Genomic DNA, 23,967 nt, shown 5'->3' on the forward strand with positions numbered 1-23,967 from the left:
ATGAGTCGCGTAGTCATCGCCGGGTCATTCGACACCAAGGCCGAACCACTCGGCCTGTTGATCCGCCTCCTGCGGGATCGGGACGAGGATCCCGTCGTCATCGACACGTCCGTCTTTGCGGGTGATCCGGCAGCGACCTATCCGGCGTCTGTGGTGGCCGAACGCGCCGGAATGTCGCACGGCGACCTGCCATCGCTGGGCCGCGCCGATGCGGTGGCGGCCATGTCGCGCGGTACGGCGGCGATCCTTTCGGAACTGCATGAGCGGCGGGAGGTGGGGGCGCTCGTGTGCATGGGGGGCTCGAACGCGGCCTCGGTCTTTTCTGCCCTGGTGCCGTCGTTGCCGCTCGGCATCCCGAAGATCGTGATGGCGACGTCGGTCGCCGGCGACACCCGGCCGATCGTCGGCGGAAGCGACGTGGTGATGTTCTACCCGGTCGTCGACGTCGACGGACATAATCCGATCCTGCGGCGGATGATCGAGCGGGTCGCCGCGACGGCGGTGGTCCTGAAGTCGGCATCTCCCTTGTCCGACGCACCGAAGACGAGGCCGCTCGTGGCGCTGACCATGTATGGCGTCACGACGCCCTGCGTCCAGCGCGTCGCGAGGCTGCTTGGCGAAGCGGGGGTGGAACCCCTGGTCTTTCATGCCAACGGAGTCGGGGGCAGGTCGGTCGAAGCCTTCGCGCGACACGGTGTCATCGATGCGGTCGTCGACGCGACGCTTGCGGAAGTCAGCAACGACGTGGTGGGCGGGGCGTTTGGCGCCGGTCCCGACCGGGGGTCGGCCGTGGCGGCTGCCGGGCTGCCCCAGGTGATCGCGCCCGGCGCCATCGACACGATCGCCTTCGGACCACGACATACCGTTCCCGAACGTTTCAACGACCACGCCATCCTTGCGCATAACGAGCTGGTGACGCTGGTCCGCACGACGCCCGACGAATGCCGCGCCATCGGGCGGAGCCTGGCCGAGCGGCTGGGCAAGCCACGGGGACCGGTGGTGGTCTGCATTCCCCTCGGCGGCACGTCGATGCTCGATACCGAGAATGGCGCCTTCCACGACCCGCGGGCGGTCCGCGCGTTTCGTGATGGGCTGATGGCGGCCGCCGACGGGCGCATCGAGATCAAGGAAAGCCCACACAACATAATCGATCCGGAATTTGCGGACCTCATGGTCTCCGAGCTCAACCGGATCATGGATATCCCGAGGTCCGAAAAGGGCGTTTCCGAAGGGTTCTCGACATGACGAAGGGATCGGTGGCGATCGTCGGCGGCGGTATCGGAGGTCTTTCCGCCGCCCGCTATCTCAGGAGCCAGGGTTTCACGCCCACCGTGTTCGAAAGCCATTCCGACATTGGTGGCCAATGGAATACGGCGAACCCGCATTCCGGCGTCTGGCCGACCATGCGGACCAACACCGCGAGCTTCGCGACGAAGCTCTCGGACGTGCAATATCCCGACGGCGTCAAGATCTTTCCGTTCAACCACCAGGTCCTCGCGATGGTGAAGGACATGGTGGAGCGGAATGGCCTCGCTTCCGACATTCGCTGCAACTGCGACGTTACCCGACTGGCCAGGGCTGTCGACGGCTATGAGGTGACCTGGGTCGAGGACGGCGCCACGCAATCGAAAGTCTTCGACCGTGCCGTGGTGGCTACCGGTCGCTTTGTGAAGCCGGAGATTCCGGAAATCGAAGGGCTGGAGACGTTCACCGGCGCTGGCGGCGTCACCCACTCGCACCGCTACAAGGAGCCCCTGAAATACCGCGACATGAACATAGTCGTGCTCGGCGGCTCGATCTCGTCGATGGAGGTCGCGTCGGATCAGTCGCTGATGGGGGTCGGGCGGGTCTATCTCTCTCAGCGCCGCCAGCGCTACGTGATGCCCAAGATGCTCGCGGGGGTGCCGCTCGAATATTATGTCTTCACGGTCGAAGGGGCGACCGCGCTCGACCACCTCTCCAAGGAGGAGGCGCTCGCGGGCGCGCAGGAATTCCTTGAGGTATTCGGCGGAAATCCGGCGCGCTACGGCGCCCCTCCGCCGCATGTCGACATGGCGAAGGCAGGCGTCACCGGCAGCCAGCATTTCCTCAACCTCGTGGCCGAGGACCGGATCGACGTCCGTCCCTGGGTGGAGAATATCTCCGGCGACCAGGTGACCTTTGCCGATGGCAGCACCGTCCAGGCCGACGCAATCATCGTCGGGACCGGCTTCGACCTCCACCTTCCGTTCCTCTCGGAAGAGATCGCGCGCACGATCAACCTGACGAAGAGCAGCCTGGAGCTGATGGAATTCACCTTTCATTCCGACCTGCCGGGCCTTGCATTCATCGGACTCTGGTCGCAGCTCGGCCCCTACCCGGTCGTCCTCGAGCAACAGGCGCGCTGGGTCGCCTATAGCTGGGGGGGAGAGGTCCCCGGCCCGACGATCGAGGAGATGCGCCTGGGTGTCCGGGATTCGGTCATCCAGGGACACCACCGGGAATACCGCCAGCAGCATGAGATGGCAGTCCGTTTCGCCAGGCTGGCGGGCGTGATGCCGGATGCCGGTGACGATCGGGAGCTGGCCGTCATTCTCGAGAAGTCGCCGGCGATGGGCGAAACCTTCCGGGTGTCCGGGCCCGATGCGGATCCGCGGGCGGCGGAGCGGATCAAGCGGCTCTTCTGGTTCTATGCGCCGATCCCGCTTAAGCGCGAATTGTGCGCCGAGCTCGGGCTCGACCTCGACGGCGTCCAGGCCGTTGCTGCCGAGTGATGGTGGCCGCCGTCACATATGGCGGCACCACCGGGCCGCGCATCCTCCCCGCGGCCCGGTGGCCCGGCTCGCTATTCCTTGCCGGTGCTGACGGCGGCAAGGACGATGTTCGCGAAGTCGCGCGCAATGTCCTTGCTGGTCGCGGGGCCGTTCGTCTTCACCCAAAGGAAAGAGTAGAAATACATGCCGAGGAGCGCCTTGGTCTCGAGCCGCGAAACGACACGGCATTCCCCGCGCTCGGCGCCCTCGGCAAGGGTCCTCTCCCAGACGCGCTGATAGTCGGAATGGAGTTGGAGGACGCTGTCCCGCGTCTCGATCCCAAGCGAATGCACTTCGCGATAGCAAACCGTCATGGCGGCGCGGCTGTGGAACATCGTCTCGGTGAAGGATTCCGACAGCGCGACGATGCGTTCGCGCGTGTCCGCGACGCGTTCCAGAATGTGGTTCGCCGACGCGTTGAGCTGCATCATGTACTCGGTCATGATCGAGTACAGCAGCTCCTCCTTCGAGCCGATGTGGTAGTAAAGGGCGCCCTTGCCGAGACCGGCGACCTCTCCGACTTCGCTGATGCCGACGCTGCCGTAGCCCTTCCGGGCGAAGAGGTCGGCGGCCCGATCCATGATTTCGCGCTTGGTCTTCGAAATCTTGGGCGGCATTGCGTGAGTTTCGGCGCCTGCCATCGGTCCGTCGAGTCCTTCCTGCGGTGGCGAAAAAAGCGTGACGCACCGCTGCGTCGCAATATGCCGATTTTCAGGAAGATATCCAGTTCGGTTCGAAGAGTCCGGCCGGGAGGGATGTCGGGTGACGGCACCGATGCTTGACTCGCATGTCGCACTTGGCCGCTCCGGAACCCTGTGGGCCCCGCGGGCAAGCCGCATCGTCAACAGTTCGCTGGCGAAGTTCATTGCCTCGGTGGGTGGGGCGGTGAATGACTACGCGACTTTCCATGCGTGGTCGGCGAATGATCCGGGCGGGTTCTGGGGAGCGCTCTGGCACTACGCGCGGATCATCGGCAGCCCCGGCAAGGTAGCCCTCTACCGCCCGACGACCTCGGCGATGGATGGCGCGGTGTTCTTTCCCGAGGCGCGGCTCAATCTCGCGGAGAACCTGCTTCGGGGCCGGGCGAGCCGCATCGCGGCCTATGAGATCCGTTCGGGCGGGAAGACCGCCGAAATGACGATGGAGACCCTGCGCGGCGAGGTCGGGCGGATCGCGTCCGGGATGAAGCAGGCGGGGATAAGGCCGGGGATGACCGTTGCTGCGTGGATGCCGCCTGGCCTTGAGCGGTTGGCCACCCTGATCGCAACATTTGCGATCGGCGCCACATGGCTCGACCTGGACCAGAATGTGCCACCCGAGACGCTCGCCGAGCGTCTCGGAGAGATGCGGCCGACATTGCTTTTCATTGACGAGCGCGGCGTTGGCGACGCCCGCCGTTCGCGATTGCTCGAGGCGCTGCCGGGGATTGCGACCGTCGTGAGCCTGGGTCGATCCGGCGATGCCACGTGGGAGGATTTCGGTCGAGGCTGCGCCCGGCCGCGCTACAGGCGTTTCCCCTTCAACCATCCTGCGGCGATCCTCTTCGTCGGGACGACGAATGCCCAGCCGGTGGTTCATTCGGCGGGCGGCATGCTGCTGACGCACCTCAAGGAGCACCTGCTTCATTGCGACCTCAAGGCCGAGAGCCTGCTTTGCGTCATGGGCGAGTGGTCGCCGATGATGCGGCTCTGGCACAGCTCGGCGCTGGCGACCGGCGCGTCGATCGCCTTCGACGGCCGCAGGCGCGGGGCGAAGAATCCGAAAGCGGCCTGGCGGGTTATCGACACGATGCCGATAACCCATCTTGGCATGGAACCCGGATTCCTGGGGCGCTCCGAAGCGTTCGGTTGTGATCCGAAATCGGAGTGCGGCCTGAGGGCGCTCCGCGTGATGCTGGTCAGCGCCAGGGGCTTTCGGCCGGAGCAATTCCAATGGGTCTACGAACACGTGAAGTCCGACCTGATGCTTGCCCCGCTGCTCGGCAGTCCCGCGGTCTGCGGCCACTATTTCCTCGGATCGCCCTTGCATCCGGTTCGTCGCGGAGAACTAACGGCACGCACGCTCGGCATGGCGTTGCACGTCGTCGACCAGAGGCGCGCCCCGGTGATCGGCAGGCGCGGATCCCTGGTCTGCAGCGAACCATTCCCGACGCTCCCGAAAGCGCCGCCCGGTGGCGAGTCGGTATGGCGGAATGGGTCCGAAGACCTGCCCGGTCTTTGGGCGGAAGGGATCGAGATCGAACTTACCCCCTATGGCGCTGCAATTCAGGAACCACCCGCAACCTAGCATCTCGCGAGACGACGAGTTTGGCCGCGGCGGCAAAAACACTGGAGAAGGAGTATCAATATGAACCAAGCGAACGACGGTTGGGCCGGGACCGTGAAGGGGCGTCCCGAGGTCGGGCAGTCAGCCGAACGCAGCCGGACGACCGGCATGCAGGACATCATCGCTTTCACCGAGATGACGGGCGACCGGAACCCGGTCCATTACGACAAGGAACTGGCCGAGAAGACGCCCTTCGGAAAGCTTATCGTGCAAGGCGGCGTGACGACCGGAATACTCAACGCATGCGTCGCCGAGGACCTGCCCGGCCCTGGCACGGTCTTCCTCGGCGTCGAGTGGAAGTTCCTCAAGGCGGTGGGCATCGACGAGCAGATCACCGGCCGCGTCGAGGTGGCGGAGGTCCGTGCCGACAAACCGATCTGCAAGCTGATCACGACCGTCACCAACGGCGTGGGGCAGGTCTGTGTTTCGGGAACGGCTACGACCTACACCATGCCATTGCTCGCCCTCTGAGAGGCGGTCGGCGGGACAGGCCTGACGATGACCGGTCCGGAAAGACGAGTGTCTGAAATGGTCCTAGCGCTCCAGGCAGATCGCGACGCCCTGGCCGCCGCCTATGCACAGGGAAGCGAGTCCGCGCCTCGCATTCGTCCTCGACATTTCGTGGACGAGCGCAACCACGATCCGCGCTCCGGAGCCGGCAAGCGGGTGCCCGAGTGCTATCGCGCCGCCGGAGAGGTTGATGCGATCGGGGTCCCAGCCCATCTCGGTATTCACCGCTATGGCCTGGGCCGCAAACGCCTCGTTGATCTCCATGACGTCGAGGTCGTCGACCGTCCATCCGGCCTTGGCGAGCGCCTTGCGGGAGGCGTCGACGGGACCGAGACCCATGTCCATGGGCTCAACCGCCGCCGATGCGTAGGAGGCGATGCGAACGAGGGGGGACAATCCATGACGATCAAGGGCCTCGCCGCTGCCGATGATAACCGCCGCCGCCCCGTCGTTGATGCTCGACGCGTTGCCCGCGGTGATGGTTCCCTCGGGGTCGAATACCGGCCTCAGCCGGGCGAGCGTCTCCATGCTTGTCGCGGCGTTGGGCTGTTCATCCGCGGTCGTGTCGGCCGACTTTCCGTCCGTGGACGAGACGGTGCGGATTTGCTCGCGGAACCTGTCCGCGGCGAGCGCCTCCGCCGCTTTGCGCTGCGAGGCGAGCGCGAAAGCGTCCTGCGCCTCGCGGGTAATCTGGTAGCGTCGGGCGAGCCCCTCCACGGTGACTCCCATGTGAACATCGTGAAACGCATCCCAGAGGCCGTCGCTGACCATCGTATCCGTCGTCTTCACGGAGCCCATCCGGTGTCCCTCGCGCATTCCGTGGATCGCAAACGGCGCCTGGGTCATCGAGTCCTGGCCGCCCGCCAGAACCAGGTCGGCGTCGCCGCATTTGATCGCCTGGGCGGCGAGATGCATGGACTTCATTCCGGCGCCGCAGACCTTGTTGAGTCCCATGGCGGGGACCGTGACCGGCAGACCGGCCTTGACCGCTGCCTGTCGGGCCGGGTTCTGACCTGCGCCACCGGTGAGGACCTGGCCCATGATCACCTCGTCGACTGCGTCGGGAGCGAGGCCGGCCTCCTCGACCAGGCATTTCAGGACGGTCGCGCCAAGTTCGCTGGCGGCGTGCTTCCTCAGCCTGCCGTTCAGGCGGCCCACCGGCGTGCGAAGTGCAGCGGCGATATATACGTCCTTCATTGCAGCAATCAGGCTCCGCTTCTCGAATATAGATTGATGATCTTTAGACAATAAGCACCAGAGATTCAAGTCATTCGGTAATAATTTGGAATAAAACAAAATATGAATCCGGATATACTTTGGAAGCCGAAGGTCGAAAGCGCCATGGAGACAGCCATGGGGCGCTTCCTGGCGGCCAACGGCTTTGGTCCGCAGGACTATCGGAGCGCTCATGCGTGGTCGGTCTCGGATCTCGGCGGCTTCTGGTCCGCGCTCTGGGACTTTTGTGACTTGCCGGCGGAGAAGGGCGCGGTGGCTTTCGTCCCGGACGAGGCGGCGTGGATGACCGGTGCGCGGTTCTTTCCCGACGCCTCGCTCAATTTCGCCGAGGTGATGCTGCGCGGCGATGCCGATGCGATCGCGATCCATGCGGTCGACGAGACGGGTAGCCGGGACGGCATGACCCGCGGCGCCCTCCGCGCCGAGGTGGCGCGGGTGGCCGCGGGCCTCCGCGACGCGGGTGTCGAGCCGGGTGATCGTGTCGGCGGCATCCTGCCGAATACGGCGGATGCCCTCGTCGCGCTTCTCGCGACCGCGAGCATCGGCTGTGTGTGGACCTCATGTTCCCCCGATTTCGGAACGGCGGCCATCGTCGACCGGCTCGGCCAGGTCTCGCCGAAGGTCCTGTTCGCCGCGGGGCGCTACCGGTATGCCGGCAAGTCCCATGACGTCTCGGACCGACTTGCCGAAGTGCTCGTTCGAATGCCTTCCGTCAGGACGGTCGTGCTCAGCGGGCCCGAGGTGGACTTCCGCTCGCCGGCGTCGGTACGGATCGAGAGGCAGCCGGATTTTGGAAGACCCTCGGCGGAAGCCTATCTGAGACTTCCCTTCGATCATCCTCTCTACATACTCTATACCTCCGGGACGACGGGGGCGCCAAAGGCGATCGTGCATCGCGCCGGAGGCGTCGTGATGCAGCACATGAAGGAGCACATCCTCCATGGCGACGTGCGCGCCGGCGATCGGCTGCTGTGGTACACCAATACCGCCTGGATGATGTACCACTGGATGGTGTCGGTGCTGGGCTGCGGCGCGGCGCCGGTGCTCTACGACGGCGCGCCAATCCTCAAGACCGACGGCGGGCTCGACTGTTCCTGCCTATGGGCCGCCACCGAGCGCCTGGGCGTCACGCATCTCGGGATAAGCCCGAAGTATCTCGCGACGCTGGAAGCACAGGGCTACCACCCGACCGAGCACCACGACCTTTCGGCGCTTCGCGCCCTGATGTCGGCGGGTGCGCCGGTCATGCCGGCCCAGTTTGACTGGGTCTACGAGCACATCAAGCGCGACATGATGTTCGCATCCATCTCCGGCGGGACGGAAATCCTCGGCTGCTTCCTGCTCGGCTCGCCGATTCATCCGATCCGCCGCGGGCAACTTGCGGTTCCGGCGCTCGGCCACGCGATGGCGGTTCTCGACGACCGCGGCGCGCCGGTGATCGGGCGTCGGGGCGAGCTCGTCTGTACCGAGCCGTTTCCCTCGATGCCGCTGACCTTCTGGGGAGAAGGGGGGGACCAGCGGTATCGCGACACCTATTTCTCCGATCGAACGGAGGTGTGGACCCATGGCGACATTGCCGAGTTCCTAGCCACCGGGGGCGGTTATGTCCATGGCCGGTCCGACAGCACGCTGAAACCCGGCGGTGTGCGGATCGGAACATCCGAGATCTATGCCGTCTGCGGCACCTTCCCCGAGATCGAGGACTGCGTCGTCTTCGGCGCGATGCATCAGGCCGACGAGGAAGTCGTCCTCTGCATCAAGCCGGCGGGCGGCATCGCCGTCGGCGACGATCTGGTGAAGGCCATTCGTGCCCGGATACGATCCGAGATATCGCCACGGCACGTGCCGGCGCGCGTGCATCTCGTCGCCGGGATCCCGACGACGATCAATGGCAAGAGGGTCGAGAGCGCCGCGCGTACGGCGTGTGCCGGCGGGCAGGTGAAGAATCTCGGGTCGCTGCAGAACCCGGATTGCCTGGAGGAGTATCGCGGTCTCAGACGGGAGCAGGCCCTGTGATGGACGCATGGGCCGGCGCCTCCATCGTCGGTATTGGGGAACTGAAGCCGGAGCGGCGGACGGAAGGCGTGACGACGCTCGAGATCCTCGCGCGGGTTTCACGTCTGGCGGCGCTCGATGCCGGCGTGGAGCCGGGTGAGATCGACGGGCTTCTCGTCGGGCCGCAGGTTGGTGAAACGCCACAGCACGTGCCGGCGACCGTTGCCGAATATCTCGGCCTGAAGCCGACGATGGCCAATGTCGTGGACCTCGGCGGGGCGTCGGGACCCGGCATGATCTGGCGCGCGGCGGCGGCGATCGCGTCGGGCATGTGCGAGACCGTGCTCTGCGTGCTCGGCAACCACCGCAATCCGGAAGCCCCGCGCAGCCCGAACCGTAATCCGATCCGCGAGTTCGACGTGCCCTTCGGCGCTTCGGGGGCGAACATCTCCTACGCGCTGCTGATGCAGGCGCATATGGCGTCCTACGGCAGCACAGCCGAGGACTTCGCGCTGATCGCGGCCGCCGAGCGGGCCAACGCCCAGCGCAATCCGAACGCCATCTTCTACGGCAAGCCTGCGAGCGTTGCCGATATCCTTGCTTCGCCGATGGTTGCTTCGCCCCTGCATCTCCTGGAGATCGTCATGCCGGTTGCGGGTGGAGAAGCGGTGATCGTGCGTTCTGCGAAAGGTGCGGGGAAAGGCAGGAACAAGCCGGTGAGGTTGCTCGGAGCCGGGGAGAAGGTGACGCACCGGGCCGTCAGTCAGGCGCCGTCGCTGACCTCGGGGCCGCTGAAGCCGTCGATGGAGCGCGCCTTCGCCCAGGCCGGGCTTGCTGCCCGGGACATGAGCCTGCTGTCACTCTATGACTGCTATACGATCATGGTGGCGACGACGATCGAGGATGCCGGGCTCGCGCCGCCCGGCGAATTCGGCGCCTTCCTCCGCGACGCCGGTCTCGGACCCGACGGGCAGTATCCTCTCAACACCCATGGCGGGCAGCTCGGTTTCGGCCAACCCGACCTTGCCGGCGGCATGACCCACGTGGTGGAGGCGGTTCGCCAGCTCCGGGCCGACGCGGCCGGCCGTCAGATCAGGAACGCCACGACCGCGCTGGTCACCGGCAACGGGGCGACGATGAGCGAGGCGGTGGCCCTTGTCCTGGGAGCAGAGGCATGACCGACCTGAGCGGGCTGAGGACGCCGGGACCGACGATCATCGCGCTGACCGAGCCTTTTTGGAAGGGCGGCGAGGAGGGGCATCTGATGATCCAGCGCTGCCGGAGCTGCGGTCGGGTGGTTTTTTATCCGCGCGCGATCTGCCCGCATTGCTGGTCCGAGGATCTCGCCTGGGAGCAGGCGAGCGGCAGGGGACGATTGAAGAGCTTCTCGGAGGTCCACAAGCCGGGGCATCCGGGCTGGCTGCCCGTCACTCCCTATGTCGTGGGGCTGGTCGAGCTCGAGGAAGGGCCGACCATGCTGAGTCATGTCCTCGCGGCGGGTCGCCCTCCGAAGGTTGGCGACACCCTTGTCATGGAGCCGACCGACATCGGCGGCCGGATTCTCCCGGCCTTCCGTCTCGAATGAGCGCGATGACCGTCACCAGCCGGTGGGTCTTCCTGGCGCTCTCCAGCCTTGCGGTCGTGCTCTCCCTGACGGCCTGGTTTTCCGCGACGGCGGTCATGCCGGACCTCGTCGCCCGCTGGAACCTGGGGGCCGGCGAGGGCGCCTGGCTGACGAATGCGGTCCAGATCGGATTCGTTGTCGGGGCGCTGGGGGCGAGCTTCTTCGGACTGCCCGACAGGGTCGCGCCGCAGCGCCTGATGGCGATGTCGGCGACGGTCGCGGGCGTTGCCACCTGGGGCATGCTCGTCGCGCCCGGGCTGGCGGCGGCCGTCGCGCTGCGCCTTGTCACCGGCATCGCGCTCGCGGGAGTCTACCCGCCGTCGATGCAGCTCATGGCAACGTGGTTCCAGAAAGGCCGCGGCGTCGCGCTGGGCACACTGATCGGTGCGTTGACACTCGGCTCGGCGACCCCGCACCTGATCCGGGGGCTTGGCGGCGGGCTCGACTGGCGGCTGGTGCTGATCGCCGCGGGCGCCATGGGCCTGGCCTCGGCGCTGATCTCGGCATTTGCCCTGCACCAGGGGCCCCATCCCTTCATGAAGCGCGCCAAGGTGCATCTCGGCCAGGTCGGGACGATCCTGCTCAACCGTCCGGTGATGCTGGCGAATCTCGGCTATTTCGGCCACATGTGGGAGCTCTATGCCATGTGGGCGTGGTTCCTCGCCTACGGCCGGGCGGCGGCGGGAGCGGGGCTTGATCTCGGCAATGCATCGGTCCTGACCTTCGTGATCATCGCCGCCGGCGTCCCGGGCTGCATCGTCGGCGGGCTTCTCTCCGATCGCATCGGCCGGACCTATACGACCGCCCTGATGATGTCGCTGTCGGGGCTCTCGGCGCTCGCCATCGGCTTCACCTTCGACGGGCCGGTCTGGCTGTTCGCGCTGGTCGCGATGGTATGGGGCTTCACCGTCATCGCCGACAGCGCGCAATTCTCCGCGGCGGTGACCGAGCTCTCGCCGCCCGAGATCGTCGGGTCGGCGCTCGCCTTCCAGATGGGCATCGGGTTCGCGTTGACGACAATCACCATCTGGGCGGTCCCGCTGCTGGCAGGGATGGCCGGCTGGCAATGGGCTTTCGTTGTTCTCGCGCCGGGGCCGTTCCTCGGCGTATGGTCGATGCTGACATTGCGGCGTCTGCCGGAGGCGGCGCGCATGGCGCAGGGAGCGCGCTGACGCGTGAACCATTCCGGTCTCCATGGCGGCGCTTCCGTCTACCGCGCGGCGCTCTACCTGTCTCTCGGTCCCGCTGCCGGACAAGGGCTGGGGCGGTTTGCCTATTCGCTGATCGTCCCGGCGATGCAGGCGGATCTCGGCTGGAGCTATGCAATCGCCGGCTGGATGAACACGGCAAATGCCGGGGGGTATCTTGCTGGCGCGATCGCGGCGCCGCTGGTGATCCGCCGGCTGGGGGAACGCAGGGCCTACCAGATCGGCTTCGTCGGCCTGGTGCCGGTGCTCGCCCTGACCGCCCTCACGGACAGCATTTCGATGCTCTCCGTGCTTCGCGTCATGGCGGGTGTATCCGCTGGCGTCATGTTCGTCGCCGGCGGCGCGCTTCTCGTGGATATGGCGCGGCGGCGAGCATCCGGCGGCAGAGCCGGACTCGTGCTCGCCACCTTCTACGGTGGCGTCGGACTCGGCATGGTCATCTCAGCCGCCGTGATTCCACCGCTCCTCGCGGCGCTGGGCACCGGCGGCTGGCACTGGGCCTGGGCGGTGCTCGCCGCCATGGCGGCTGCCGGCGCGCTGGTTTCGGTACCGGCCGCGCCACGCGAAGCGGACGGTGCCCGGGAGGCCGTCTCGCAGGTGGCCGCGCCGCTGCGCCTCTTCGCGCCGCTGCTCGTCGCCTATCTGCTGGTCGGGGCGGGCGTCATCGGCTATCTCACTTTCGTCTTCGGCTGGCTGTCGAGCCTGGAAGGAGGATGGCCCGTCGCGATGACCTTCTGGATCACGCTGGGCGCCGCGGCCGTCATCGTTCCACCGTTCTGGCGGCGCGTCATGGCTTGCGCAACAGGTGGCCGGGCCTTCGGGCTCCTTGGATTGGTGACCGCCGTCGGGGCAGGCCTGCCATTGGTCTTCACCGCTCTGCCGGGAGGGCTGGCTTCTGCCGCGATGGTCGGCGGGAGCTTCTTCATGATCACGACCGCCACGACGGCCTTCGTCGGACGCATGCCGGCGCATTTCGAGCGGGCCGGCGCCATCCGCGCCTTCACCGTCGCCTTCGCGCTCGGCCAGATCGCCGGCCCTGTTCTGGTCGGGGCTGTGGCGGATGCCGTCGGGGGACTGGGCGTTCCGCTGCAGATTGCCGTCGTCCTGGTCTTCCTTGGCGCGGTGCTGGGCTTCGCCCAGCGCGACCTGGCCTCATAGCTCGGCGCTGGAGGATGGTCTTGTTGACGTGCGCCGAGCGGTAATGTACCGATCGGTCGGTACTAATTCGAATGCGACAAACGACAAAGGCGCGTCGCCGGGCCAAGGAGGAGACTGGGAAGATGGCGTACGAGAGTGTCACGGCTCCCGGCAAGATTGGGAAGCTGGAAATCAAGAACCGTATCACTCTTTCTCCGATGGAAAAGAACTGGTGCGACCGGCTCGGGAACCCGACCCAGGCCTATATCGATTATTATGCCGAACGCGCCAGGCATGGCGTCGGCCTGATGAATTTCGAGGCGACCTATATCGATGCGCGGGGCCGCGGAAACCTCTTCCAGCTCGGCCTGTGGAGCGACGAGAACGTCGCCGCCCACAGGCGGCTGAACGATGCGGTCCACGCCCATGGCTGCCGCACCGCCGCCGAACTGAACCATGGCGGACGGAACGCGAACACGCATCGCACGGGGCTTCAGCCGGTCGGTCCGTCCAACTGCCCTTCCGCGGTCGTCGGCGGTCATCAGCTTCACGAGCTCAGCGTCGAGGAGATCGCGGCGGTCGTGCAGAGCTTCCGCGATGGCGCCCGGCGCGCCATGGAGGCCGGCTACGACGCGATCACCATTCATGCCGCCCACGGCTACCTGATCACCAGCTTTCTCAGCCATGTGAACAACCAGCGCACCGACAGCTATGGCGGCAGCGACGAGAACCGGTGGCGGTTTGCGACCGAGGTGTATCAGGCGATCCGTGACGAGGCGGGCCCGGACGTTCCCGTCGGCATCCGGATCTCCGCCGAGGAGGACGTCGAGGGCGGTTACAAGATCGACAGCATGATCGGGCTGGTCAGGCAGCTGGAAGGACTGGGGCTCGATTATGTCGACGTCTCGACCGGCCTGTACGAGTCGCTTGAGTTCCTGATCCAGCCGATGGACATGCAACAGGGTTGCCTCTTGCCGCTCGCGCGGCAGGTCAAGTCCGCGGTTTCGATTCCGGTCTTCGCGGCCGGCCGGATCAACGACATCGATATCGCGGAACGCGCGTTGTCCGGCGGCGACTGCGATTTTGTCCATATGGGCCGGGCGTTCCATGCCGACCCGCGGATCCTGGTCAAGACACTCGATGGCCGGAAGGACGAGGTCGTCGGATGCATCGCGTGCAACAAGTGCTGCGCCGAGCTCTTCCAGAACAAGCCGTCGGTCTGCACCGTGAATATCGACGCGGGGCGCGAGCGCTTCTCGACCGTCGTCGCGACGGATCGGGCGCGGAAGGTCATGGTCGTCGGCGGCGGGATGGCGGGAATGGAAGCGGCCCGCCTCGCCGCGCAGCGCGGCCATCAGGTCACGCTTTTCGAGAAGACCGGGAAGCTCGGCGGCTGGATCAATGTGCTGCGCGCGCCGCGCAACCGCCTCAACTGGGGACGGGCGATGGAGGATCGCGCCCGGATGGTCGAGCGCGCCGGCGTCAATGTGGTGATGGGCAAGTCTGTCACCGCGGCGGATGTCAGGTCCGAGAAGCCGGACGTCCTGATCGTCGCCACCGGCACCAAGCCCTTCATGCCGCGATATGTGGCGGGCATCGACGAGGAGATGGTCACCAACTACGACGACATCATCCGCGGCCGCGTTGACGTCGGCGTCAACGTGATCGTCGTCGGCGGCCAGAATCTCGGATTGACCACGGCGGAATTCGTCGCGGAGAAGGGGGGCGATGTCACGGTCATCGAGGCGACGGACGGCCTTGCCGGCGATCTCGAATATATGGCGCAGAAGATGCTGCTCGCGCGCATCGCGGCCAGCCACCAGATCCAGGTCCGGAAGAATTCCAATATCGAGCTGATCGGCTCCGACTTCGTGGACGTCCAGTCGGGCGGCAAGATCGAGCGCCTCGAGGACGTCGACCAGGTGGTCTTCGCGATCGAGCGCGCGATGGAGATCGACCTGATCAACGAGGTGACCGGCAGCGGCCTGATCGAGGAGCTCGGCATCGAATACCACGCGATCGGCGACTGCACCTGGCCCGGCGAGCCCTACGACGCCGTCCGGGACGGCAATGCGGTTGCTCGGGCGATCTAGGGCGCGGAACCGGGCAGGGCTCGCGGCGGCGCTCGCTCGTCAGCTCCCACCCGAAGCTCTCGCGCTTTCGGACGTCGCCAAACGTGCCTATGAGCGCGACGGGCTTGACGTGGCCGGGGGGCGACCGCTGGCCGTCGTCCTGCCCGAATGCGCCGGGCAGGTTGCGGACATCGTCCGCGAATGCCACCGCCGCGGCGTTCCGGTCGTGCCTCGCGGCGCCGGTACCTGCCGGACCGGCGGAGCGATGCCGCCGGAGGGCAGCGTCGTGGTCTCGACCACGCGGATGCGGCGGATCCTGGACCTTGACGCCGTCGCCGGGACGATCCGGGTCGAGGCCGGAGTCCGAAACCTTGCCGTCTCGGAACGGGCGCGCGATTCCGGCTGGTTCTACGCGCCCGATCCCAGTTCACGCCGGACATGCACCATCGGCGGCAACATCGCGACGAATGCGGGCGGTGCCGGCGCACTGCGCCATGGCGTGACGGTCAACCACCTGGCCTCGGTGACCGTCATTCTGCCCGATGGCGAGGTCGCAACCCTCGGTTCTGCCGCGCATGACGCTGCCGGAGCCGATATCGCGGCGCTTCTCTGCGGCGCCGAGGGTCAGCTCGGCATCGTCACCGAGGCGACGTTGCGGCTCACCCCGAGGCCGCCGGCGACCCGTTCGCTCCTCGTTGCCTGCGAGTCGGCCGGGGCGGCGGTGGATACGGCGCTGGGCATCCTGCGCCTGGGCATCGTTCCGCTCCAGATGGACATCATGGACAGGGAGGCGGTGGCGCTGTGCGAGGCTTTCTCGCCGTCCGGCTATCCCGACGGCGCAGTCCTTCTGGTCCAGATCGGGGGAATCCCGGAGGAGCTCCGCGAGGCAATCGAGCGCATCTCCAATATCGCGGCGGTCTCCACGATCGCCACCGCGAGCGAAGCAGAAGCATCCCTGTGGCGGGGGCGGGAGGCCTATTACGGCGCGGCGATGCGGAAGGGGCCGTTCCTCGCCCTTGACTGCGCCGTGCCGCTTGGCGATCTCGCGGCCGGCCTTGCCGGCGCGCGTGTGCTCGCGCTGTCGCACGGCCTCGATTGCGCGACCTTCGCGCATGCCACCGACGGCACAATCCACGCCTTCATCTTCCATGAGGGTGGCGACAGCGGGCGGCGTCGCGGCAATGCCTGCGGCGACGCCATCCGCGTCGCCTGTGCCCGCATGGGCGGCACGATCTCCTCCGAATACGGGATCGGGATGGAGAAACGCGCCCTGATGACGGCGCAGTTCACCGCGGAGGAGCTTGCGCTGCAGCGACGCGTCGTCGACGCGTTCCAGGGCGCGGGCGACTTCAACCCGGGTAAGGTGCTGCCGCCGATTGCCGAGGCCGCGGAATGAGACTATTCGCGCCAGCGACAGAGGCCGAGGCGGCGGGCATCGTCCGCGCGCATCCCCGTATCGGACTGGCGATCGCGGGTGGCGGGACGCGGATGGTGAATCATCGCAATCCGGCGCTCAGCGCGCGGTCTCTCTGCGGCGTGCGGCGCTATCGCCCGCAAGACATGACGATGACCGCCGCGGCCGGCACGCCGCTCAGCGCGATCGAGGAGGTCCTCGCTTCGCACGGACAGCGGCTCGGCTTCGAGCCGACGTCCGCGATTGCCGGCCGGTCGACGATTGGAGCCGTCGCGGCGATGAATCTCTCCGGTCCGCGCCGTCCCTTTGCCGGCAGCGCGCGCGACGCGCTGCTCGGATTGCGGATGGTGACCGGCCTCGGCGAGCGCGTCTCGACGGGCGGCCGGGTGATCAAGAATGCGGCCGGCCTGGACCTCACCAGGGCGATCGCGGGGTCGTTCGGCTCCCTCGCATTCATCACCGAGGTGACGTTCCGGACGATGCCGGTGCCGGCGGCGGGGATCAATGTGGTGCTGCCGGGCATGCGGGCGAGCATGCTCCCGGCGGTGGCTGCGCGACTGATGCTGAAGGGCCTGCCGCTGACCGGCGCCGCTCACCTTGACGGTGTGGGCCTGGGCGGGGTCGCAGGCGCCGGTCCGGTCGCCCTCCTGCGGTTTGAGGGAAGCGCCTCGGCCGTCGCGGCCGCGAAGCGCCACCTCGACAGCCTCGACCTCGCGGTTGCTGTCCATGATGGCGGCGATCCCTGGGGCATTGTCGCGCGGGCGACGGTCCTTGCGCCTGGAGCCGGTCAGGCGCTGTGGCGGGTGACGATACCCGAAACCGCCGGCGGAGCGCTCGCCGAGCAACTTGCCAGGGAAGGAGCCGACGTGCTGACCGACCGGCGCGGCGGGCTTCTCCGGCTGAGGCACGGGGTCGATTTCGCGCGACGGCTGGCGGCGCTTGTCGCGCCGATGCCGGGGGCGTCAGCCAGCCTTGAGGCGGGGCCGCCCCGCGCCGCGATCCTTCCGGACCACAATCAACCGGGTGCGGCGATGCTCGCTCGCCTGAAGCAGGCGCTGGACCCGAACGCGGTATTCGTCGCCGCGAACCGGCCGGGTGCCGCCGCAGCATGAGGAAAAGAAGATGTCCATGACCGAAGCGTCGATCCCGAGCCCCACCGGCGCCGGCGAGGCCGAGGCGATCATCAAGACCTGCATCAACTGCGGTTGCTGCAACAGTGGCTGCCCGACCTTCGACCTGCTTGGCGACGAGCTGGACAGTCCGCGGGGGCGGATCAACCTCATCAAGGAGATGATGAAGGAGGACGGGGCGCCGGATGCCGAGACGGTTCTGCATATCGACCGCTGCCTGTCGTGCAATTCCTGCCTGACGTCCTGCCCGTCGGATGTCGACTACATGCATCTCGTCGACTTCGCCCGCAGTCACATCGAGAAGACCTACCGGCGGCCGATCCTCGACCGGATGCTGCGCGCGATGCTGGCCGCGATCCTGCCGGATCCGGACCGGTTCCGCCTGGCGCTCGCGGTCGCCCGCCCGTTTCGCGGGCTTGCGCCGGTCGTCAGCTCGATCCCGGGTTTCAAGCCCTATGCGGCTCTGCTTGCCGCGACACCGAAGAAGAGGCTGTCACGGTCGGATGAGATCGAAGCCGGTGTCTTTGCCCCGGATGAGGCGAAGAAGCGCGTCCTGATACCGTCAGGCTGCGTGCAGCGGGTGCTCGATCCGGAGATCAATCGCTCCGCTATCCGGGTGCTGAATGCCGCCGGCGTCGCAGTGACGCTCCCCGACGACGACAACTGCTGCGGCGCGCTCGTCCTCCACCTCGGCAAGGAAGCTGCGGCGAAGGAGCAGGCGCGGCGGAACGTCGACGCCTGGTACCCGCATGTCGAATGCGGGCTGGACGCGATCGTGATCACCACGTCCGGCTGCGGCACGACGATCAAGGATTACGGGCACCTGCTCGCCGACGATCCCGCCTACCGCGAGAAGGCGGCGGCCGTCGCCGGCATCGCCCGGGATATCAGCGAGTTCCTGACCGAGATCGAGCTGCCCGAGCCGGTGATCAAGCCGGGGCTCAAGGTCGCCTATCATGCCGCCTGTTCGCTCCAGCACGGCCAGAAAGTGCTGAATCCGCCGCGCAAGCTGCTGCTCAAGGCCGGCTTCAAGCTCGCCCGCCCGAAGGATGAGCATCTTTGCTGCGGTTCGGCCGGGACCTACTCGATCCTGCAGCCGGATATCTCGATCCAGCTCCGCGACCGCAAGGTAGCGAACCTCGAGGAACTTGGGGCGGATGTCATAGCCGCCGGCAATATCGGCTGCATCGATCACATTGCCGGGGGAGCGCAGCTGCCGGTCCTTCATACCGTGCAGCTGCTCGACTGGTCCTATACCGGCCGGAAGCCGGCGGCCCTTGCGTGACGGCGGCGCCCGTCTTCAGGTCAAGGGGCGCCGCCCGCCGAAGCCCGGCATCCGCTCACCTTGAACGTGGCGCCGCCTTTCGCCATCCCGGCACAGGTTGAGACGCCTGGCTGGCCAGGTCGGACGAGACCAGCCATGCGTTTTGAAGAGCCGTCGACCGCCAGGCATTGCTGGCCTCTCCCCCGGAAGCGCGGCATCGCGTCACGGGCTCCACCTGGCCGGGCCAGTCCGGGTCATACGTCGCCGTCGGCCCATGAGAAGACGATCCCCATCAGCGTGTCGGGACGTTCGCGCAAGGCGTCATATATCCTTGCGCAGTCCTTGGCCGGTACGACCTCCTGGATCAACGGGCCGATCCTGACCTTGCCTGATTGCACGAGCCGGGTCAGCTTTTCGAGGTCGTCATTGTCGAAATGGGCGATCTGCCGGATCGTGATTTCCTTGAACTGGCCAGCGTTGAAGTCATAGTCCACCCTCGACCGGCCCGCGATGAAGAGAACCCTGCCGGCGACGGCAGCCGCGTTGAGGAGGGCGTCTTCCATTCCGGGGACGCCGGCGACGTCGATCACCACGTCGAAGCTGCCATCCTCGATCTGGTCGGGCCATCCCCGGCCAGCCGTGTTCAGCACCCGGTCGGCGGCACCGATCGATTCGGCGAGGTCAAGTCGGCCGACATTGATGTCGCACGCGGTCACGCTTCCTCCCATGGCGCTGGCTACCTGCGTGACAATCTGGCCGAGACCTCCAAGCCCGACGACGAGGACCCGTTCGCCGAGGCGAATATCGGCTGCTTTGCAGATTCTTACGCCGACCGAGGAAAAGCCGAAGAGCGCGGCGTGCTTCGGGTCGATCCCGGCGGGCAGCTTCATGAAGGCGTCGAATCGCTGGAAATCGGTGGCCGGGACGGTCACGCGCTCCGCGTGATCGGAGAGGAGCCAGGTGCCGCTATAGACGATATCTCCCGGCGTCACGCCGTCTACCGCGCTGCCAACCTCGATGACGCGCCCGACATTCTGATAGCCCATCCCCGCCGGCAGCTTCTCGTCTGGGGTCGAGTAGTTGCCGGCAATCAGGTCGTTACGTTCGGTTCCGTTTGTCAGGCCGGTGAACATCGTCTGAACCTTGACCTGATTCGCTGCCGGGGACTGAGGCTCGGACAGACCGGAAATCAGTCGCTTCTCGCGTCGTCCATCGCTTGCCTTCTGCGTCATGAATGCCTTCATTTCGGACGTCCTCTCGTTGTGTTTGTCGTTCGATTCGTGAATGTGGGTGGTCGATTGCCACGGGTGAGCCAATCGTATTGACCGGTCGGTACAATACAAGTTATATGGACCGGTCGGTACAGAAAATCTCACTCCGGGAGGAACCTCTGGATATGATTGTGATCAGAAGATTTTTGTCCTTGTTCGCCATCGCGGTCGCCTTGGGGGCCCCGCAATTCGCGAATGCGCAGGCGCCCGCGGGCGTGAGCGAGGGCGACTGGGAGTCGATGAAGAACCTCGTCGATCCGACCGCGGTTCACTTCGAGGGATACGAAGCGGGGCTCGGGCTCAAGGAGGATGGATCGCCCTATCGCGTCCTCTACACCCCTTCCTGGCTCGGCGACGACTATCAGGTGGTAGCCAATGGCCTCCTGCATGCCCAGCTTGGCAAGGCCGGCGTTGAGGTCACCACGATATCCGGAGATCTGGGCGCTGCGAACCAGGTCCGGGCAATCGAGGATGCGATCGCCACCGGACAATATGACGCGATCATCCTGCAGCCCCTCAATCCGCAGACCATCGCGGTTGCCGTCGACAAGGCGGTGGCCGCGGGAATCGACGTCTACTCGTGGGTAACGACACCGAATACCGAAGAATATACGGGGTTCGCGGGATATGATGCCGACCTTGTCGAAACCAACGGGCAGGTGGGGACGAAACTCGTCGAGCTGGCGGAGGCCGCCGGTGCAACCGAGGAGAATCCCTATCTGGTTCTGGAAATCTGGGGGGGACGTTCCTATCCGACGAGTCAGACCCGGCATTCCGGCGTCCACAAGGGCATCGGCGACAGCAAGATAGTCAAAGTCATCGAAACCGCCGACACGGATGGCAACCCCGATACCGTGATCCGCGCGATCCAGGACGCCTTTGCCCAGTATCCGGGCATCCAGGCGATGTATCCACACTGGGGCGATGCGAGTTCGTTCGAGGAAGGACTCCGTTCGGTCGGCCGCCTGGCCGACAAGGGCGAGGATGGCCATGTCGTCGTCTTTCTCCAGGACATCGACAAGTCGATGCTCGGCGGCATGCGTGATGGTGTCTTCGACTACACGCTCTCCAATGGCCCCTGGCCGCAGATCGACCTGGTCATGAAGATGTTCCTTTGGCATACCGTGCTGAAGCAGCCGCTTGGCGACGGGGCTGACCTCCCGAAGGACGTCTATCTTCCCATGCCGCTGTTGACCGGCGAGCAGCTCTACACGCCGGAAGGCCAGCTGTTCGGCGCGTCGGTCGCTTTCGCGGATATGCCGCTTGGCAAGTGGGACGTCTGGCCGGTTCTGGACACAACGTCTGTCGGGTATCCGGTTCCGACACTCGCCGCCCGCAAGACCTTGCTCGGATACTGAGCCTCTGCGGGAGCAGGAGGGCCGCGGACAGTGGTCCCCTGCTCCATGCGAGGCTGTCCCATCGGTTTGGCGTGAGAAGATGCGGGGAGCACGGGATGGCGGATCGGCGACCCGCTTTGCAGATGGTGAACATCACCAAGTCGTTCGGGTCGGTCGAGGTCCTGAAGGGAATCTCGTTCGACGTTTATCCCGGCGAGGTCCATGCGCTGCTCGGCGAAAACGGCGCCGGCAAGAGCACGCTCATGAAGATACTCATGGGCATCCATGCCAAGACGTCCGGCCGCTACCTTGTCGACGGGGTGGAAGTCGGCTTCTCCGGCCCTGCGGACGCCCAGCGCAATCGCGTTTCGATGGTCTACCAGGAATTTGGGCTGGTCCCCTATCTGAGCGTCACCGAAAACATCTTCATGGGCCGCTTGCCGACCGCGTTTGGACGCGTTCAATGGAAGCAGGCGCGCCAGATGACGCTGGCCGCGCTGGCCCAGGTCGGGAGCAGCGTCGATCCCGACAAGCTCGTCGGAGACCTCAAGGTCGCTGATCAGCAGGAAGTCGAGATCGCCCGGGCGCTGTCCTACGATCCGCTGATCTATATCATGGACGAACCTTCCGCGGCGCTGTCGCGCGTCGAGATCCAGAACCTCTACGAACTGGTGCGGCTCCTGAAATCGAAGGGGGTCGCGATCGTGTATATCAGTCACAAGCTGGAGGAGGTGTTCGATCTCGCCGACCGAGTGACGATCCTTCGCGACGGCTATGTCGCGGGAACGCATTCCACCTCGGATCTGACGATGGCCACCATCGTCGAGGAAATGACCGGACGCAGCATCGAGGCCACCCTCCGCGACGAGCATCGGAAGCCCGCGTCGGATGGAGAGCCGCTGCTCGAGGTCAAGGCGCTCACCTACGAGCCGTTCTTCGAAGACGTCAGCATTACCGTACCGAAGGGAAAGATTGTCGGCGTGGCCGGCGTCGTGGGAGCCGGCAAATCCGAGCTTGCGCGTGCCATATTCGGCGCCCTGCCGCCAAATGCGCTGGTTACCGGCGGGTTACGCTTCGACGGCCGGGACCTCCGGCCATCCCGGATGGCTCCCAACAAGTCCCGATCCTTGGGAATCGGCTTTGTGACCGAGGATCGGAAGGCTGAAGGCTTCGTGCCCGGCCAGCCGGTCAGCTTCAACATTCTTCTGCCCGCCTTGCGTCGGGTGAATGCGCTTGCGTTTCTTCTGGCCGGCCGCATGAGCCAGGTCGTCACCCGGGCGATCGATGAGGTGAAGCTGCGGCCCCGCGACCCCGGCAAGCTGGTCGACGAATTGAGCGGCGGCAATCAGCAGAAGGTTGTCATCGCCAAGTGGCTGGCCGCCGAGTCCCGCCTGATCATTCTTGATGAGCCGACCCGCGGCATCGACGTCGGGGCGAGGCAGGAAATCTATGAGCTGATGCGCAAACAAGCGGCGGAGAACGGCGCCGGCATGCTGGTGCTTTCCTCGGACATGCGTGAAATTCTGGTCGCCTGCGATGAGATCTACCTGATGGTGCAGGGGCGCATCATCGACAAGATCGATCCCGCGGCGGTGACCGAGCATGAACTGATCGAGATGACCCTCGTGCGGGAGGGCGCGGCGAATGTCCATTGAAAGGCGCCGCGCGGTTCGGCTCGAGCGCATCGCGGTCTCATCCGATTTCATTCGATTCCTGATCCTGATCGCCGTCATCCTGTTGTTCGCGCTCCTGACCAACGGGCGGACGGTATCCGCGATAGGGATCAACAACATCCTGCAGCAGACCGCGACGGTGGGGATCGTCGCGATCGCGCAGACATTCGTGATGCTTACCGGTGCCATCGACATTTCGTTCTACGGCGCCGGGCTTTTCATCTCCGTGCTCGGCGCCGCAACGATGACGAGCCGTTACGACCTCAACATTGTCGGTGGAGAACCCGTTCCGATCAGCGTCGGGATAGGCCTGATGATTCTCGCGGGAATCTCGGTGGGATTTGTCAATGGCTTCGTGTCGTCGTATTTCGCCGTCCCGGCACTCGTCGTCACTCTCGGCACCTGGCAGATCACCCAGGGCCTCGCGCAGTTCCTCGGCCAGGGGTACACGATCACCGACCTGCCCGAGGCCCTGAAGCCTTTCGGTCGCGGCGAGATCCTTGGCCTGCCCATCCCCGTCTGGCTGATGCTCGGCTTGTTCGTGGCGGCCTATGTTGTGTTGCAGCACACCAGGTTCGGTCGCGCCATCTACGCGGTCGGGGGCAACCCGGGTAGTGCCCACCTCTCCGGAATCAACGTCCGACGCATCCAGGTCGGTGTCTTTGTGGTGGCCGGATTGCTGCTGGCCATCGCCGCGATCTCGGTCGAGGCGCGCCTGATGGCGGTTTCCAACCGAACCTTCCTCGGGATCACCATCGATTCGATCGCGGCGGTCACGGTCGGCGGTGTCAGCATCTACGGAGGGCGGGGGACCATTGCCGGCGTCTTCCTCGGGACTTTCATTCTGGCGGTCATAGGAAACGGGCTGAACTCGATCGGCGCCACCCCCGACATTCAGGGCGTTACCAAAGGCGCGATCATCCTGGCGGCCATTGCAATTGACTCGCACCAGAGTCGCAGGCGCAACCTGGTTTGACGG

At 65.9% G+C, this 23,967-nt stretch carries 19 protein-coding genes; 16 read left to right on the forward strand and 3 right to left on the reverse strand.

All coding sequences use genetic code 11. The features are described 5' to 3' along the window. Together KDJ86_RS00990 and KDJ86_RS00995 are read left to right on the forward strand one after the other, a co-directional pair. Positions 1-1,245, forward strand: a complete 1,245-nt coding sequence (locus tag KDJ86_RS00990; RefSeq protein WP_291741717.1) for a Tm-1-like ATP-binding domain-containing protein — start codon at positions 1-3, stop codon at positions 1,243-1,245. Then, on the forward strand, positions 1,242-2,753 hold the full coding sequence (locus KDJ86_RS00995) for a flavin-containing monooxygenase (protein ID WP_291741719.1): 1,512 nt from the start codon (positions 1,242-1,244) through the stop codon (positions 2,751-2,753). Before KDJ86_RS00990 ends, KDJ86_RS00995 begins: the two co-directional genes overlap by 4 nt. 71 nt (positions 2,754-2,824) lie before the next feature. On the opposite strand, the gene KDJ86_RS01000 is transcribed toward KDJ86_RS00995, so the two are convergent. Continuing rightward, entirely contained in the window at positions 2,825-3,409 is a 585-nt protein-coding gene (locus KDJ86_RS01000) for a TetR/AcrR family transcriptional regulator (protein ID WP_291741723.1), read from the reverse strand. 157 nt (positions 3,410-3,566) lie between these two features. Here KDJ86_RS01000 and KDJ86_RS01005 point away from each other — a divergent pair, with 157 nt between their 5' ends. Both KDJ86_RS01005 and KDJ86_RS01010 read left to right on the forward strand, forming a co-directional pair. Continuing rightward, the gene (locus KDJ86_RS01005) at positions 3,567-5,078 is read left to right on the forward strand and encodes an AMP-binding protein (protein WP_291741725.1); all 1,512 of its coding nucleotides are present in this window, start codon (positions 3,567-3,569) and stop codon (positions 5,076-5,078) included. 60 nt (positions 5,079-5,138) lie between these two features. Then, the gene (locus tag KDJ86_RS01010) at positions 5,139-5,588 is read left to right on the forward strand and encodes a MaoC family dehydratase (protein ID WP_291741728.1); all 450 of its coding nucleotides are present in this window, start codon (positions 5,139-5,141) and stop codon (positions 5,586-5,588) included. Positions 5,589-5,651: 63 nt separating this feature from the next. Here KDJ86_RS01010 and KDJ86_RS01015 read toward each other — a convergent pair whose 3' ends face one another. Further along, positions 5,652-6,824: an acetyl-CoA C-acetyltransferase gene (locus KDJ86_RS01015; protein ID WP_291741731.1), complete on the reverse strand. Its 1,173-nt coding sequence runs from the start codon at positions 6,822-6,824 to the stop codon at positions 5,652-5,654. Between the two features lie 102 nt (positions 6,825-6,926). On the opposite strand from KDJ86_RS01015, the gene KDJ86_RS01020 reads away from it, so the two are divergent. From KDJ86_RS01020 to glcF, 9 genes are all read left to right on the forward strand, one after another. Beyond that, positions 6,927-8,879, forward strand: a complete 1,953-nt coding sequence (locus tag KDJ86_RS01020; protein ID WP_291741734.1) for an acetoacetate--CoA ligase — start codon at positions 6,927-6,929, stop codon at positions 8,877-8,879. Further along, the gene (locus KDJ86_RS01025; protein WP_291741735.1) at positions 8,879-10,036 is read left to right on the forward strand and encodes a thiolase family protein; all 1,158 of its coding nucleotides are present in this window, start codon (positions 8,879-8,881) and stop codon (positions 10,034-10,036) included. Before KDJ86_RS01020 ends, KDJ86_RS01025 begins: the two co-directional genes overlap by 1 nt. Then, positions 10,033-10,443 (forward strand): Zn-ribbon domain-containing OB-fold protein, encoded by a 411-nt coding sequence (locus tag KDJ86_RS01030; protein WP_291741736.1) that lies wholly within the window; start codon positions 10,033-10,035, stop codon positions 10,441-10,443. The genes KDJ86_RS01025 and KDJ86_RS01030 overlap by 4 nt, the downstream gene beginning before the upstream one ends. A 5-nt stretch (positions 10,444-10,448) precedes the next feature. Then, entirely contained in the window at positions 10,449-11,654 is a 1,206-nt protein-coding gene (locus tag KDJ86_RS01035) for an MFS transporter (RefSeq protein ID WP_291741738.1), read from the forward strand. Positions 11,655-11,657: 3 nt separating this feature from the next. After that, on the forward strand, positions 11,658-12,848 hold the full coding sequence (locus tag KDJ86_RS01040; RefSeq protein ID WP_291741740.1) for a YbfB/YjiJ family MFS transporter: 1,191 nt from the start codon (positions 11,658-11,660) through the stop codon (positions 12,846-12,848). Positions 12,849-12,970: 122 nt separating this feature from the next. Continuing rightward, on the forward strand, positions 12,971-14,920 hold the full coding sequence (locus KDJ86_RS01045) for an oxidoreductase (protein WP_291741743.1): 1,950 nt from the start codon (positions 12,971-12,973) through the stop codon (positions 14,918-14,920). Further along, positions 14,904-16,295: an FAD-binding oxidoreductase gene (locus tag KDJ86_RS01050; RefSeq protein ID WP_291741744.1), complete on the forward strand. Its 1,392-nt coding sequence runs from the start codon at positions 14,904-14,906 to the stop codon at positions 16,293-16,295. Before KDJ86_RS01045 ends, KDJ86_RS01050 begins: the two co-directional genes overlap by 17 nt. After that, a complete protein-coding gene (locus KDJ86_RS01055) occupies positions 16,292-17,425 on the forward strand; it encodes an FAD-binding protein (RefSeq protein WP_291741747.1) in 1,134 nt (377 codons plus the stop codon). Before KDJ86_RS01050 ends, KDJ86_RS01055 begins: the two co-directional genes overlap by 4 nt. 10 nt (positions 17,426-17,435) lie before the next feature. Further along, positions 17,436-18,728, forward strand: coding sequence for a glycolate oxidase subunit GlcF (gene glcF, locus KDJ86_RS01060; protein ID WP_291741749.1), 1,293 nt, complete (start codon positions 17,436-17,438; stop codon positions 18,726-18,728). A 233-nt stretch (positions 18,729-18,961) separates the two neighbouring features. On the opposite strand, the gene KDJ86_RS01065 is transcribed toward glcF, so the two are convergent. Next, positions 18,962-19,939: a zinc-dependent alcohol dehydrogenase gene (locus tag KDJ86_RS01065; protein ID WP_291741751.1), complete on the reverse strand. Its 978-nt coding sequence runs from the start codon at positions 19,937-19,939 to the stop codon at positions 18,962-18,964. 254 nt (positions 19,940-20,193) lie between these two features. On the opposite strand from KDJ86_RS01065, the gene KDJ86_RS01070 reads away from it, so the two are divergent. The 3 genes from KDJ86_RS01070 to KDJ86_RS01080 all read left to right on the forward strand — a co-directional run bounded on the left by KDJ86_RS01070 (position 20,194) and on the right by KDJ86_RS01080 (position 23,964). After that, positions 20,194-21,336: a sugar ABC transporter substrate-binding protein gene (locus KDJ86_RS01070; protein ID WP_291741753.1), complete on the forward strand. Its 1,143-nt coding sequence runs from the start codon at positions 20,194-20,196 to the stop codon at positions 21,334-21,336. 122 nt (positions 21,337-21,458) lie between these two features. Beyond that, complete coding sequence (locus KDJ86_RS01075) at positions 21,459-22,970, forward strand: sugar ABC transporter ATP-binding protein (RefSeq protein ID WP_291741787.1); 1,512 nt, start codon at positions 21,459-21,461, stop codon at positions 22,968-22,970. Between the two features lie 82 nt (positions 22,971-23,052). Further along, positions 23,053-23,964 (forward strand): ABC transporter permease, encoded by a 912-nt coding sequence (locus KDJ86_RS01080; protein ID WP_291741756.1) that lies wholly within the window; start codon positions 23,053-23,055, stop codon positions 23,962-23,964. The last annotated feature ends 3 nt before the right edge of the window (positions 23,965-23,967 follow it).

Origin of the sequence: Bauldia sp. (assembly GCF_020442045.1) — a bacterium.
Lineage (GTDB): Bacteria > Pseudomonadota > Alphaproteobacteria > Rhizobiales > Kaistiaceae > Bauldia.

Coding starts and splice junctions, on each gene's coding strand:
- KDJ86_RS00990 (WP_291741717.1), top strand. CDS start 1: ATGAGTCGCGTAGTCATCGCCGGGTCATTCGACACCAAGGCCGAACCA.
- KDJ86_RS01065 (WP_291741751.1), bottom strand. CDS start 19,939: ATGACGCAGAAGGCAAGCGATGGACGACGCGAGAAGCGACTGATTTCC.
- KDJ86_RS01045 (WP_291741743.1), top strand. CDS start 12,971: ATGGCGTACGAGAGTGTCACGGCTCCCGGCAAGATTGGGAAGCTGGAA.
- KDJ86_RS00995 (WP_291741719.1), top strand. CDS start 1,242: ATGACGAAGGGATCGGTGGCGATCGTCGGCGGCGGTATCGGAGGTCTT.
- KDJ86_RS01005 (WP_291741725.1), top strand. CDS start 3,567: ATGCTTGACTCGCATGTCGCACTTGGCCGCTCCGGAACCCTGTGGGCC.
- glcF (WP_291741749.1), top strand. CDS start 17,436: ATGTCCATGACCGAAGCGTCGATCCCGAGCCCCACCGGCGCCGGCGAG.
- KDJ86_RS01025 (WP_291741735.1), top strand. CDS start 8,879: ATGGACGCATGGGCCGGCGCCTCCATCGTCGGTATTGGGGAACTGAAG.
- KDJ86_RS01000 (WP_291741723.1), bottom strand. CDS start 3,409: ATGCCGCCCAAGATTTCGAAGACCAAGCGCGAAATCATGGATCGGGCC.
- KDJ86_RS01015 (WP_291741731.1), bottom strand. CDS start 6,824: ATGAAGGACGTATATATCGCCGCTGCACTTCGCACGCCGGTGGGCCGC.
- KDJ86_RS01055 (WP_291741747.1), top strand. CDS start 16,292: ATGAGACTATTCGCGCCAGCGACAGAGGCCGAGGCGGCGGGCATCGTC.
- KDJ86_RS01010 (WP_291741728.1), top strand. CDS start 5,139: ATGAACCAAGCGAACGACGGTTGGGCCGGGACCGTGAAGGGGCGTCCC.
- KDJ86_RS01035 (WP_291741738.1), top strand. CDS start 10,449: ATGACCGTCACCAGCCGGTGGGTCTTCCTGGCGCTCTCCAGCCTTGCG.
- KDJ86_RS01075 (WP_291741787.1), top strand. CDS start 21,459: ATGGTGAACATCACCAAGTCGTTCGGGTCGGTCGAGGTCCTGAAGGGA.
- KDJ86_RS01030 (WP_291741736.1), top strand. CDS start 10,033: ATGACCGACCTGAGCGGGCTGAGGACGCCGGGACCGACGATCATCGCG.
- KDJ86_RS01020 (WP_291741734.1), top strand. CDS start 6,927: ATGAATCCGGATATACTTTGGAAGCCGAAGGTCGAAAGCGCCATGGAG.